Annotated in this window: 12 protein-coding genes; 11 read left to right on the forward strand and 1 reads right to left on the reverse strand. The window is 69.2% G+C overall.

Features of this window, described 5'->3' with window-relative positions:
- From hisD to BDIM_RS13430, 11 genes are all read left to right on the forward strand, one after another.
- Positions 1-999: histidinol dehydrogenase (hisD, locus tag BDIM_RS13380; RefSeq protein WP_040347052.1), on the forward strand; the 999-nt coding region annotated here is incomplete at its 5' end.
- Between the two features lie 160 nt (positions 1,000-1,159).
- Positions 1,160-2,593 (forward strand): imidazoleglycerol-phosphate dehydratase HisB, encoded by a 1,434-nt coding sequence (hisB, locus tag BDIM_RS13385; RefSeq protein WP_040346190.1) that lies wholly within the window; start codon positions 1,160-1,162, stop codon positions 2,591-2,593.
- Entirely contained in the window at positions 2,590-3,189 is a 600-nt protein-coding gene (gene hisH / locus BDIM_RS13390) for an imidazole glycerol phosphate synthase subunit HisH (RefSeq protein WP_003166148.1), read from the forward strand. Before hisB ends, hisH begins: the two co-directional genes overlap by 4 nt.
- Positions 3,186-3,944 (forward strand): 1-(5-phosphoribosyl)-5-[(5-phosphoribosylamino)methylideneamino]imidazole-4-carboxamide isomerase, encoded by a 759-nt coding sequence (gene hisA / locus BDIM_RS13395; RefSeq protein WP_003166149.1) that lies wholly within the window; start codon positions 3,186-3,188, stop codon positions 3,942-3,944. Before hisH ends, hisA begins: the two co-directional genes overlap by 4 nt.
- Entirely contained in the window at positions 3,934-4,701 is a 768-nt protein-coding gene (gene hisF / locus BDIM_RS13400; RefSeq protein WP_003166150.1) for an imidazole glycerol phosphate synthase subunit HisF, read from the forward strand. Before hisA ends, hisF begins: the two co-directional genes overlap by 11 nt.
- The gene (hisIE, locus tag BDIM_RS13405) at positions 4,698-5,339 is read left to right on the forward strand and encodes a bifunctional phosphoribosyl-AMP cyclohydrolase/phosphoribosyl-ATP diphosphatase HisIE (protein ID WP_003166151.1); all 642 of its coding nucleotides are present in this window, start codon (positions 4,698-4,700) and stop codon (positions 5,337-5,339) included. The genes hisF and hisIE overlap by 4 nt, the downstream gene beginning before the upstream one ends.
- Positions 5,340-5,386: 47 nt before the next feature.
- Positions 5,387-6,841 carry a glucose-6-phosphate dehydrogenase gene (zwf, locus tag BDIM_RS13410; protein ID WP_003166152.1) on the forward strand — a complete coding sequence of 485 codons (1,455 nt, stop codon included), beginning with the start codon at positions 5,387-5,389 and terminating at the stop codon, positions 6,839-6,841.
- A 178-nt stretch (positions 6,842-7,019) separates the two neighbouring features.
- Positions 7,020-7,721, forward strand: coding sequence for a 6-phosphogluconolactonase (gene pgl, locus BDIM_RS13415; protein ID WP_003166153.1), 702 nt, complete (start codon positions 7,020-7,022; stop codon positions 7,719-7,721).
- Positions 7,721-9,610 (forward strand): phosphogluconate dehydratase, encoded by a 1,890-nt coding sequence (gene edd / locus BDIM_RS13420; protein WP_003166154.1) that lies wholly within the window; start codon positions 7,721-7,723, stop codon positions 9,608-9,610. The genes pgl and edd overlap by 1 nt, the downstream gene beginning before the upstream one ends.
- A gap of 11 nt (positions 9,611-9,621) precedes the next feature.
- On the forward strand, positions 9,622-10,590 hold the full coding sequence (gene glk / locus BDIM_RS13425; protein WP_003166155.1) for a glucokinase: 969 nt from the start codon (positions 9,622-9,624) through the stop codon (positions 10,588-10,590).
- 73 nt (positions 10,591-10,663) lie between these two features.
- Positions 10,664-10,966, forward strand: a complete 303-nt coding sequence (locus BDIM_RS13430) for a hypothetical protein (RefSeq protein ID WP_040346192.1) — start codon at positions 10,664-10,666, stop codon at positions 10,964-10,966.
- A 71-nt stretch (positions 10,967-11,037) separates the two neighbouring features.
- Here BDIM_RS13430 and hmgA read toward each other — a convergent pair whose 3' ends face one another.
- On the reverse strand, positions 11,038-12,330 hold the full coding sequence (gene hmgA, locus BDIM_RS13435) for a homogentisate 1,2-dioxygenase (protein ID WP_003166156.1): 1,293 nt from the start codon (positions 12,328-12,330) through the stop codon (positions 11,038-11,040).
- Positions 12,331-12,437: the final 107 nt, after the last annotated feature.

The raw sequence follows: 12,437 nt of genomic DNA on the forward strand, positions 1-12,437 counted from the left end.
ACGCCCTTCATCGAGACGACGCCCGGCGTGAAGTCCAAGCTGGTCTGGCGGCCCATCGGCTCGGCCGGCCTCTATGTTCCGGGCGGAACGGCGCCGCTGTTTTCATCGCTGCTGATGCTGGCCATACCGGCGGACGTGGCCGGGGTCGGACGGCGCGTCGCCGTGACGCCGCCGTCCAAGGACGGCTCGGTCCACCCGGCCATGATCGCCGCCGCCGCCGAGGCGGGGCTGGACGAGCTGTGGCTGCTGGGCGGGGCGCAGGCCATCGCCGCCCTGACCTTCGGCGCCGAACTGGAAGACGGCGTCATCGCGCCCGTCGACAAGCTGTTCGGTCCCGGCAACGCCTATGTGGCCGAGGCGAAGCGATACGCCTCATCCCTGCCCGGCGGCCCGGCCTGCGACCTGCCTGCGGGGCCGTCGGAACTGCTGGTCATCGCCGACCGCGACGCTGATTTCGAGATCGTCGCCGCCGACCTGTTAAGCCAGGCCGAGCACGACGCCGATGCGCAGGTGATCCTTGTCTCCGACAGCGGCACGGCCCTGAGCGAGATCATCGCCGAGGTCGAACGTCAGGTCGACAGCCTGCCGCGCGCCGCCATCGCCCGCGCCTCGCTGGCCGAGGCCCGCGCCATCCGCGTGCGCGACAGGACCGAGGCGTGCGAGGTCGCGAACCTCTACGGCCCCGAACACCTGTCGATCCAGACGCAAGAGGCCGAACGGCTGGTCGAGCGGATCAGCGCGGCGGGCGCCGTCTTCGTCGGGCGCTGGGCGGCGGAGACGCTGGGCGACTATGCGGCGGGCCCCAGCCACGTCCTGCCGACCGACGGCGCGGCGCGAACGCTGGGCGGGGTGGCCACCGCCAGCTTCATGACGACCATGTCGGTGCAGACCGTCAGTGAACAGGGCGCCGCCGCCCTGGCTCCCGTCGCCGCAGCCCTGGCCCGGCTGGAGGGGCTGGAAGCCCACGCCAGGGCCGCAGATCTGAGGAGTGCGGGATGACCAACAACCTCTTCCTTCTCCCCTTGTGGGAGAAGGTGGGCGCCGGAGGCGCTCGGATGAGGGGTGTGCTGGCTTCGCCCTCCTCCGTCGTGTGCGCGGACACAGCCCCCTCATCCGTCTCGCTGCGCGAGCCACCTTCTCCTCCGAGGGGAGAAAGATCATGACGCTGCCCGCCCCCTATCCGCCGCTAGTGTCGGGCGGCGACGGTCTGGAGCGTTATCCGGCCGAGCCGACCGCGCTGGCGACCCGCATGGCCGCCCTCTATGGCGTCGACGCGGGTCAGGTGCTGCCGACGCGCGGCCTGACACACGGGCTGGAACTGATCTGGCGCCTCGCCGCGCGCGACGGGCTGAAGGTGCAGGCGCCCGACGCCGAGCCCTATACGCAACTGGCCGCCCTCTACGCCCGCCTGGCCGAAGACGCCGACACCGCCGCCGTGGTCATCCGCGCCCTCGGCTCGTCCGAGGCCGTAGCCGAGATGGCCGAGCGCGTCGCCCCCGCCTTGTTGGTCGTGGACGAAGGGCTGGTCGAGTTCGCCGAGGCGCCCTCGGCCGCCGCCGTGGTGAAGGACCACGCCAATCTGATCGTGCTGCGCAGCCTGTCGTTGGCCTATGGGCTGGCCGGGGCGCGGGTCGGGGCGGCGGTCGCGCAAGCGCAGACGCTGGCGCGGCTGGCCGAGGTGCTGGAGCCCTACGCCCTGCCTGAAGTCTCGGTGCGGCTGGCGATCCAGGCGCTGGACCCGTCGCGGATGATGGAGACAGCCGAACGCATCAGCGCCGTACGCCGCGAGCGCGTCCGCGTCGCCGAGGCCCTGTCGCGCATCATGGCGCTGGAGGCCGGGGTGGGGCCGGTGATCATCGCCAAGCCCTCCGACCCGGCGGGCGCCGTAGAGGCCCTGCGCCGCTATGGTTTGAGCGCCGATCCGGCGGGCGAGCGGCTGCGCCTGCCCGTCTCGCTGAAGCCCGAAGTCAACGACCGCCTGCTGACCGCCCTGGGCGCCGCCAGCCCCGGCGCGCGCCGCAATCGCATCGGTCAGGCCATCCGCGACACCAAGGAGACCCGCATCGTCTGCGCCGTCGATCTGGACAGCGCCGGGCCGGTGAAGATCGAAACCGGCGTCGGCTTCTTCGACCACATGATCGAACAGGTGGCGGCGCACGGCGGGTTCTCCATCCGTCTGGCGTGCGAAGGCGACCTGCACATCGACCCGCACCACACGATCGAGGATTGCGCCATTGCTCTGGGCCAGGCGTTGAAACAGGCGCTGGGCGAGCGGCGCGGCATCGGCCGGTATGGCTTCGTCCTGCCGATGGACGAGGCCGAGGCGGCGGTGTCGATCGATCTGTCGGGGCGGCCCTATCCGGTGTTCGAGGGGACGTTCGCGACGCCGATGCTGGGCGACTACCGCACCGATCTGACGGCGCACGTCGTGCGATCGCTGGCCGAAAATCTGGGCGCGGCCGTCCACGTCCGCGTCACCGGCGACGACGACCACCACAAGACCGAGGCCGTGTTCAAGGCGCTGGGCCGCGCCCTGCGACAGGCGATCCGGGTCGAGGGCGATGTCGTGCCGAGCACCAAGGGGGTGCTGTGAACGTCACCTTGATCGGTTACGGCTCGGGCAATGTGGCCTCGGTGCGGTTCGCGTTGGAGCGGCTGGGCGCGCGGGTGCGGATCACCGACGATCCGGCCGATGTGGCTGAAGCCGAGCGGATCATCCTGCCCGGCGTCGGCGCGGCCGGTTACGCCATGCAGAGACTGCAGGCGCTGGACCTGATCGAACCGCTGCGCCGGTTTCCACGTCCGCTGCTGGGCGTCTGCCTGGGCCAGCAGCTGTTGTTCGACGCCAGCGCAGAAGACCGCGGGGCCGACCTGCTGGGGCTGATCCCCGGTCGGGTCGAGGCCATCCTTCCCGCCCCGTCGCGCCCGTCGCCGCATATGGGGTGGAGCCGTCTGACGATCCGCCGCGACGACCCGCTGCTGGACGGCGTGAAAGACGGCGACTGGGCCTATTTCGTTCACGGCTTCGTCTGCCCCGACGGTCCGGCGACCCTCGCCGCCGCCGACTATGGCGCGCCCGTGCCCGCCATGGTCAACAGCGCCAACCGTTGGGGCTGCCAGTTCCACCCGGAACGGTCGGCCGTCCTCGGCGCGCGTATTTTGAAGAACTTCCTGGAGTTGCCCGCGTGATCATCTATCCCGCCATTGACCTGATCGAGGGCCATGCGGTTCGCCTGTTGCACGGCGATTTCAATCACGTGACCCGCTATGATTCCCACCCCGCCAACCGGCTGGCGGCCTTTGCCGCCGAAGGGGCCGAGTGGATCCACGTGATCGATCTGGATGGAGCCAAGGCCGGCGAGGCGCGTCAGTATGAACTGATCGGCGACATGGCCCGGGCCGTGCACATCAAGGTCCAATCGGGCGGCGGCGTCCGTTCGGCAAAGGATATCGAGCACCTGCTGGGCGCCGGGATCAGCCGTGTCGTCATCGGCTCGCTGGCCGTCACCGACACGGATCAGGTGCTGAAATGGCTGGAGCAGTTCGGCCCCGACGCCATCGCCCTGGCCTTGGACGTCCGCTATGAGGACGGCCTGCCCGTGCCCGCCCTGAAGGGCTGGACCCAGTCGTCGGGCGTGGATCTGTGGAGCGTGCTGGAGCGCTATCCGGTCGGGATGCTACGCCACATCCTGATCACCGACGTCGGTCGCGACGGCGCCCTGACCGGCCTGAACCAAGAGCTGCTCTCCGAGGCCATCCGTCGTCGCCCCGAGTTGGAGATTCAAGCCTCGGGCGGGGCCGCCGGTCTGGACGACCTGATCGCCGCCAAGGCCATCGGCTGCGCCGGCGCCATTACCGGCCGCGCCCTCTACGCCGGCCGCTTCACCGTGGCCGAAGCCATCAAGGCTGTGAACATGGCTCCGGTTTCGGCCAATGACCGCTAGGCGCATCATCCCCTGCCTCGACGTGAAGGACGGCCGCGTGGTCAAGGGCGTGCGGTTCGAGGGCCACGTCGACATGGGCGACGCCGCCGAACTGGCCGCGCGCTATCGCGATCAGGGCGCCGACGAACTGGTCTTCTACGACATCACCGCCAGCCCCGAAGGGCGCACGCTGGACTATGGCTGGGTGCAGGACATAGCCCGGCTTCTGGACATCCCCTTCTGCGTCGCGGGCGGCATCCGCAACGTGGAACAAGCGGCGCGGTGCCTCGATCACGGGGCGGACAAGGTGTCGATCAACTCGCCCGCGCTGGAGCGGCCCGAACTGATCGGCGAGATGGCCGCGCGGCTGGGGCGGCAATGCGTCGTCGTCGGCGTCGACAGCGCCTTTCAGGACGGCGAATGGCGGGTGCACCAATACACCGGCGATCCGGACGCGCGGCGCGGCGCCGGGCGGCTGACGATGGAGTGGATCGTCGAGGCGCAGGAGCTGGGCGCCGGCGAGATCGTGCTGAACTGCATCGATCAGGACGGGGTGCGGCGGGGCTATGACCTGGACCAGTTGGCCGAAGCGCGGCGGCGGTTGACCATTCCGCTGGTGGCGTCCGGCGGGGCGGGCGCGGTGGAGCACTTCCGCGATGTGTTCGTGGAGGCGGACGTGTCGGGCGCGCTGGCGGCCAGCGTGTTTCACTCAGGCGCGATCGCGATCCCGGAACTCAAGCGCTACCTGGATGCGCAAGGCGTGGAGGTGAGGATATGACCCTCGACATCTCTCAGATCGACTTCTCCCAACTGGACTTCGCCAAGGGCGGCGGGCTAATCCCGGCCGTGGTGCAGGACGCCGACACCCTTCAGGTGCTGACCCTGGCCTATATGGACGAGGCGGCGCTGCGCGAGACGCTGGACAGCGGACAGGCCACCTTCTTCTCGCGCTCGCGCGGCGGACGGTGGCGCAAGGGCGAGATCTCGGGCGACTTCCTCAACGTCGTCTCGGTGACGCCCGACTGCGACGGCGACGCCGTGGTGGTGAAGGTGCGCCCGGTCGGAAACGCCTGCCACCTGAACCGCATCAGCTGTTTCGGCGAGGAGGACGCGCCCGGCCTGGGCCGCATCGGGCGACTGGAGCGCACCATCCATGTCCGAGCCCAGGCCGACCCCAACGACAGTTGGACCGCCCGCCTGATCGCCCAAGGGCCGAAACGCGCGGCCCAGAAGGTCGGCGAAGAGGGCGTCGAGACGGCTCTAGCCGGGGCGGCGGGAGATAATGCGGAACTCGCCGGCGAGGCGGCGGATTTGATCTATCACCTGCTGGTGCTTCTGCACGCGCGTCACATGGTGTTTCAGGACGTGCTGGACGTCTTGGCCCAGCGGGCGGAACCGGCCAATCACTCTGGCTGACCACGGTCACGCTTGGCGGGCCGATCTTCTGCAAGGGAGGCCTCAAGATGGCGGCTTTGATCCTGTTCGGCGGCGGCGGCGACCTGGCCATGCGGATGCTGTTGCCGTCGCTCTACTTCCTGGATCATGACGGGCTTCTGCCGCCGGAACTGAAGATCATCGGCGCCGCCCGGTCGCAGGAAACCGCCGAGGACTACATCGCCAAGGTGCGTCAGGCGGTGCAGCCCCGCGCCGAGGCCGCCGACGCCTGGGACGAGACGAGTTGGGCGCGCCTGACCCGGCGGCTCGATTACCTGGCGGTGGACGCCACCGACGCCGAAAGCCTGCGCGCGCTGAAGGCGCGGTCGGGCGATGGCCCGGTCACCTCTTTCCTGGCTGTGTCGCCTTCGCTCTACGGCCGCATCGTCACGGCGATGAAGACGGCCGGTCTGGCCGGTCCCGACGACCGCATCGTGCTGGAGAAGCCGGTCGGGCGCGATCTGGAAAGCTTCCGCGCCATCGACGACGCCGTGGCTCACGCCTTTGACGAGAGCCAGGTGTTCCGCATCGACCACTATCTCGGCAAGGAGACGGTGCAGAACCTAATCGCCCTGCGCTTCGGCAACGCCATCTTCGAGCCGTTGTGGAACAATCTGACCATCGACCATGTGCAGATCACGATCGGAGAAACGGTCGGCGTCGGCGACCGCTGGCCCTATTATGACGAATACGGCGCCCTGCGGGACATGGTGCAGAACCATATGCTGCAACTGCTGTGTCTGGTGGCGATGGAGCCGCCCAGCGATCTGGACCCCGACTCTGTGCGCAACGAAAAGGTGAAGGTGCTGCGCTCGCTTCGCCACGTCACCGCCGAGGACGCCGAACGCGTCACCGTGCGCGGCCAGTATGCCGCCGGGAAGGTCGAAGGACGCCCGGTCGAAAGCTATCAGACCGAGCGCGGCCAGCCGTCGGACACCGAGACCTTCGTCGCCATCCGCGCCGACATCGACAACTGGCGCTGGGCGGGCGTGCCCTTCTTCATGCGCACCGGCAAGCGGCTGGCCGAGAAGCGCACCGAGATCGTCATCCAGTTCAAGCCGGTGCCCCACTCCATCTTCGGTCACGGCGAGCGCGGCGACATCTATGACAACCGGCTGGTGATCGAGCTTCAGCCGGACGAGGACATCTCCCTGTCGGTGATGAACAAAAAGCCGGGGCTGGAGCAGCGCATGCAGCTTCAGCCGATCCGGATGAGCCTGTCGTGGGGGCAGGACGGCAAGGAGGCCGCCCCGCCGCGTCGCCGCGTCGCCTATGAGCGGCTGCTGCTGGACGCCCTCAACGGCGACTCCACTCTGTTCGTGCGCCGGGACGAGGCCGAGCAGGCCTGGAAATGGGTCGATGAGCTGGCGGACGCCTGGGCGTGTCGCGAGTGCAAACCGCTGGACTATGCGGCGGGCAGCTGGGGACCGGAGGCGGCCGACCTGCTGCTGTCGCGCACGGGACGGAAGTGGAACGTGAGATGAGAAACGCCAACATTCTTCCTTCTACCCTCGGGGGAGAAGGCGGGCCGCAGCGCGGCTCGGATGAGGGGGACGCCCGATGCGGACACTACATCAAAGGTCGAGCGGGTAGACACAGCCCCCTCATCCGTCTCGCTCCGCGAGCGACCTTCTCCCCCCTAGGGAGAAGGGAAGTGTCGGCATGATCCAGAGTTTCCCCACCCGCGATACTTGGGCCGAGGCCGCCGCCGACCGCTTGGCCGGGGCGCTGGCGGAGGCTCTGACCGCCAACGGGCGCGCCCTGTTCGCCGGGTCGGGCGGATCGACGCCCTCGCCCATCTATGCACGGTTGGCGCAGGCCGATCTCGACTGGACCAAGGTCACGGCGACCTTGGTGGATGAACGCTATGTGCCTGAAGCTTCACCCGCCTCGAACGCGGCCCTGTTGAAACAAACCCTGCTGACCGGCCCGGCCGCCGCCGCACGGTTCATCCCGCTCTACAGCCCCGCCGTGACGGTGGATCGCGCGGCCGCCCTCGCCTCTCAGGCCCTGGCCGCTGAGGGTCGCCTGCTGGACGCCGTCCTGCTGGGCATGGGCGAGGACGGGCATATCTGTTCCATGTTCCCCGGCAGTCCGACGCTGACCACCCTGCTGACCCCGAGCCTGAAACCCGCCGTCTACGGCGTGCCCGCCGGCCGCGACGGCGCGGGGCCGCCGCAGGAGCGGCTGACGCTCAATCTGCCGTGGCTGGCTTCGGCGCGGCGCGTAGTGCTGGCCCTGACCGGGGCAAGGAAGCGCGCCGTGTTCGAGCGCGAGGCGGCGGGCGATCCGGCCGTCAGCCCCATCGCCGCCTTGGTCGCGGCGAACGCCCCCCTTGAAGTAATCTGGACGGAGGCCGACTGATGGCGCTCAATCCCGTGGTGGCGGTCGTCACCGCCCGTATCGTCGAACGCAGCCGCAAGACCCGCGCCGACTATCTGCGCCGCATGGACGCGGCGACGGGATCAGGGTCCGGACGGGCCAAGCTGTCCTGCGCCAACTGGGCCCACGCCTTCGCCGGGCAGACGGTGGCGGACAAGCTGACCGCCATGACCGGCGCCCAGCCGAACCTCGGCGTCGTCACCGCCTATAACGACATGCTGTCGGCGCATCAGCCGTTCGAGCGCTTCCCCGAGATCATCCGCCAGGCCGCGCGCGAGGTCCAGGCCACGGCGCAGGTGGCGGGCGGAACTCCGGCCATGTGCGACGGCGTCACGCAAGGGCGCCCCGGCATGGAGCTGAGCCTGTTCAGCCGCGACGTCATCGCCATGTCGACGGGGGTGGCCCTGACCCACGACGCCTTCGACGCCGCCCTGATGCTGGGGGTGTGCGACAAGATCGTGCCGGGCCTGTTCATGGGCGCGCTGGCGTTCGGCCATCTGCCGGTCGTCTTCGCCCCGGCCGGGCCGATGCCCTCGGGCCTGCCCAACGCCGAGAAGGCCCGCGTTCGCGCCGAATACGCCCAAGGCCTGATCGACCGCGCCGAACTGCTGAAAAGCGAGATCGCCTCCTATCATTCGCCCGGCACCTGCACCTTCTACGGCACGGCCAACTCCAACCAGATGATGATGGAGATCGCCGGGCTGCACCTGCCCTCGACCGCTTTCGTTCACCCCGACACCGGCCTGCGCGACGCCCTGACGGCGGCGGCGGCCAAGCGGGCGATCGAACTGGCGCGCGAGGGGCGCGGACGCATGGCCGACGTCGTGTCGGAGAAGACCATCGTCAACATGATCGTCGCCCTGCTGGCCACCGGCGGCTCGACCAATCACGCCATCCATCTGGTCGCCATGGCGCGCGCGGCGGGGGTGCTGATCGACTGGACCGACATGGACCAGTTGTCCTCAGTCACGCCGCTTCTGGCGCGGGTCTATCCCAACGGTTCGGCCGATGTGAACGCCTTCCAGGCGGCGGGCGGGGTCGCCTTCGTCACCCGCGAATTGGTTGAGGCAGGCAACCTGCACGCCGACGTGACCACCATCATGGGCCAAGGGCTGGAGCCTTATTTCAAGGAGCCCCGGCTGGAGGACGGCGAACTGGTCTGGCGCGACACGGTGAAGGAGAGTCTGGACCTGAGCATCCTGCGTCCCGCCTCGGACCCGTTCGACCGCGAGGGCGGCCTGCGGCTGGTGCAGGGCGATCTGGGCCGTGCGGTCATCAAGATCTCGGCGGTGAAGCCTGAGAACCGCATCGTCGAGGCCCCCGCCGCCGTGTTCGAAACCCAGGAAGACGCGCTTCAAGCCTTCAAGGACGGCAAGCTGAATCGCGACGTGGTGCTGGTGCTGCGCTTCCAAGGACCGCGCGCCAATGGGATGCCCGAACTGCACAGCCTGTCGCCGGCGCTCAGCGTGCTGCAGGACAAGGGCTTCAAAGTCGCCTTCGTCACCGACGGCCGCATGTCGGGCGCCAGCGGCAAGACGCCCGCCGCCATCCACGTCAGCCCCGAGGCCTTAGCGGGCGGCCCCCTGGCCCACGTGCGCGACGGCGACATGATCCGGTTGGACCCTGAGGCCGGTGTGCTGACCACCGTGGGGATCGACGACCTGGGCGCGCGCCCGGCGGCGACGCGCTCGCGCGCCCATGCCGAGTGCTCGTCCTGGGGCTATGGCCGTGAGCTGTTCGGCGCCTTCCGTCAGGCGGTGTCGACGGCGGAGGAAGGGGCCAGCGTCTGTTTCGTCGCCCCCATCGGCGCGAATGGCCACGACGACGGCCCGCCCGATCCCAACCTGGTCGATCGCGCCGTGGACGCCTGAAGGAGAGCCGTATGACCGATCCCCTGCTTCTGGTCGGCGACGTCGGCGGCACAAACGCCCGCTTCGCCCTGACCCGCATGGTCAACGGTCGCCCCCGGCTGGAGCATTTCGAGAGCTTCCCCGCCGAGACCCACCCGACCTTTCTGGACGGCGTGAAGGCCTATCTCGACGGCTGCCCGGTCAAGCCGACGGGCGGCGTCATCGCCGTGGCGGGGCCGGTGACGGACGGCGCCATCGACCTGACCAACTCGCCCTGGCGCGTGTCGGAGGGCGAGCTTCAGACCCTGGGGCTGAACCCGATCCGCCTGATCAACGACTTCGAGGCCCTGGCTTGGGGCGCGCCCGTCGTGCCCGAAGACGAACTGGCGTCTCTGGGCGGCCCGGCCCAGGGCGATCCCCACGCCGCCATCGCCCTGGTCGGGCCGGGCACGGGCTTCGGCGTCTCCGCCCTGGCGCGCGACGCCCACGGCCGCGAGATGGCCCTGCCCAGCGAGGGCGGCCACGCCTGTTTCGCGCCAGGCGACGAAGTCGAGGACGAAGTCCTGCGCATCCTGCGTCGCCGCTACGACCGCGTCTCGATCGAACGGCTGATCTGCGGGCCGGGCCTGCTGAACCTGCACCGCGCCCTGGCCGAGATCGACGGACGCGAGACCCATATCGACGATCCCGCCCAGATCACCGCCCAGGCGCTGGAGGATCCGACCAGCCCCTGCGGCGCCACCCTGGCCCGTTTCTGCGCCATGCTGGGCGCTGTCGCCGGGGACATCGCCCTGACCACCGGCGCGCGCGGCGGGGTCTATATCGCCGGCGGGATCGCGCCGCGCATCCTGCCCTTCATCCAGGCCAGCCCCTTCCGCCGTCGGTTCGAGCGCAAGGGTCGGTTCCAGGACTATATGGCCGCCATTCCGACCAAGGTGATCCTGCATAAACACGCCGCCCTGCTGGGCGCCGCGCGCGTGGCCTTCGCCGAGGCGGGCTGAAAATGTGATCACAGGTGCGTGAACCGAATGTGATCCAGCGAGTTTCCAAGGCTCAATCATCTGGAGCACCACCATGCGCAAACTTGTTCTCGCCGCCGTCTCCGTCGCCGCCCTGACCGGTCTGGCCGCCTGCCAGAACCCGGCCGAAAAGGAGGCCGACGCCCGCGCCGACGCCGTCGAGGCTCAGGCTGATGTGACGGCGACTCAGCTCGAGAATCAGGCCGACGCCGCCCCGACTGACGCCCAGGCCGACGCCCTGAACGCGCAGGCGGACGCCGTGGAGAAGAAGGCCGATGAGAAGGCCGACGCCATCAAGGCCGAGGCCGGCAACGTCGACGGCGGCATGACCACCTCGAACACGCCGCCGAAGTCCTAAGCGGACCTCGCACAGAAGAAGGGCCCCGTCGCGATCGCGGCGGGGCCCTTTTCATATCGCTTTGAGGGCGGTCAGACCTTGCCCTTTTCAAAGCCGGTCCAGCAATCGTCGTAGTCCAGCTGCATCAACGGCGTCTGTTCCGCCCAGGCCGTGGTGCGGATCGGCATCCGCGTCTCGAACATGAAGGCCAGGGTGTTCTCGATCTTGTGCGGCTTCAGATCGGCCTTGGTCGCGCCGTCCCAGCTGGCCTGATCCGGGCCGTGGCCGCTCATGCGGTTGTGCAGGCTCGCGCCGCCGGGGGCGAAGCCGCCCGCCTTGGCGTCATATTCGCCGAAGATCAGCCCCATGAACTCGCTCATGACGTTGCGATGGAACCACGGCGGGCGGAAGGTGTCCTCGGCCACCATCCAGCGCGGCGGGAAGATGACGAAGTCGCAGTTGGCCGTGCCCGGCGTGTCGCTGGGCGAGGTCAGGACGGTGAAGATCGACGGGTCCGGATGGTCGAAGCTGACCGTGCCGATGGTGTTGAACCGCTCGGTATCATAACGATAGGGGGCGTAGTTGCCGTGCCAGGCCACCACGTCCAGCGGACTGTGGTCGAAGGCCGTGGCCCATAGCTGGCCGCCGTATTTCTGGACGCACTCGGTCGGGCGATCCACGTCCTCGAAAGCGGCGACCGGCGTCTCGAAATCGCGCGGATTGGCCAGACCGTTGGAGCCGATGGGGCCGAGGTCCGGCAGGCGGAAGGGCGCGCCGTAGTTCTCGCAGACATAGCCGCGCGCCTCCCCGTCCACCTCGACGCGGAAGCGGACACCGCGCGGGATGACGAGGATGTGGCCCGGCGCCGCCTCGATCACCCCCATCTCGGTGACGAAACGCTGCGTCCCGTGCTGCGGCACGATCAGCAGTTCGCCGTCGGCGGAATAGAAGACGCGGTCGACCATCGAGCGGTTGGCGACATAGAGGTGGACGCCCACCCCCGTGCCGGAATCGGCGCAACCGTTGCCGCCGTAGGTGGTCAGCCCCTCGACCCAGTCGGTCGGCTGGTCCGGCATGGGCAGCGGGTCCCAGCGCATCCGGTTGGGATTGGGCGGCGTCTCGGTGAAGGGGCCGGAGCGCACGCGGCCTTGCGCGAACGGCTGATACGGCCCGTGCTGGGCCGAGGGCCGCAGGCGATACAGCCAGCTGCGCAGATTGTGGTCACGCGGGGCGGTGAAGGCCGCGCCCGACAGCTGTTCTGCATAGAGGCCCAGCGCCGGGCGCTGCGGCGAGTTGCGGCCGACCGGCAGGGCGCCGTCCACCGCCTCGGTGGCGAAGTGGTTGGCGAAGCCTGTCTGATAGGCAGGCGCGTTGGATCGCGTCATGTCGTTTCTCCCTTGCCGGGAGGTGTAAGCGATCCTCGCCCAACCGTCACCCCGAGCCGCACGGCTTTGCCCTGGATCAAACGAGTGTCAGCATCATCCTTCTCCCC

Origin of the sequence: Brevundimonas diminuta ATCC 11568, from assembly GCF_000204035.1 — a bacterium.
GTDB lineage: Bacteria > Pseudomonadota > Alphaproteobacteria > Caulobacterales > Caulobacteraceae > Brevundimonas > Brevundimonas diminuta.

Bases quoted from the DNA above. Each gene is read 5' to 3' on its own strand.
- hisB (WP_040346190.1), top strand. From the start codon at position 1,160: ATGACGCTGCCCGCCCCCTATCCGCCGCTAGTGTCGGGCGGCGACGGT.
- hisF (WP_003166150.1), top strand. From the start codon at position 3,934: ATGACCGCTAGGCGCATCATCCCCTGCCTCGACGTGAAGGACGGCCGC.
- hisIE (WP_003166151.1), top strand. From the start codon at position 4,698: ATGACCCTCGACATCTCTCAGATCGACTTCTCCCAACTGGACTTCGCC.
- zwf (WP_003166152.1), top strand. From the start codon at position 5,387: ATGGCGGCTTTGATCCTGTTCGGCGGCGGCGGCGACCTGGCCATGCGG.
- pgl (WP_003166153.1), top strand. From the start codon at position 7,020: ATGATCCAGAGTTTCCCCACCCGCGATACTTGGGCCGAGGCCGCCGCC.
- edd (WP_003166154.1), top strand. From the start codon at position 7,721: ATGGCGCTCAATCCCGTGGTGGCGGTCGTCACCGCCCGTATCGTCGAA.
- glk (WP_003166155.1), top strand. From the start codon at position 9,622: ATGACCGATCCCCTGCTTCTGGTCGGCGACGTCGGCGGCACAAACGCC.
- BDIM_RS13430 (WP_040346192.1), top strand. From the start codon at position 10,664: ATGCGCAAACTTGTTCTCGCCGCCGTCTCCGTCGCCGCCCTGACCGGT.
- hmgA (WP_003166156.1), bottom strand. From the start codon at position 12,330: ATGACGCGATCCAACGCGCCTGCCTATCAGACAGGCTTCGCCAACCAC.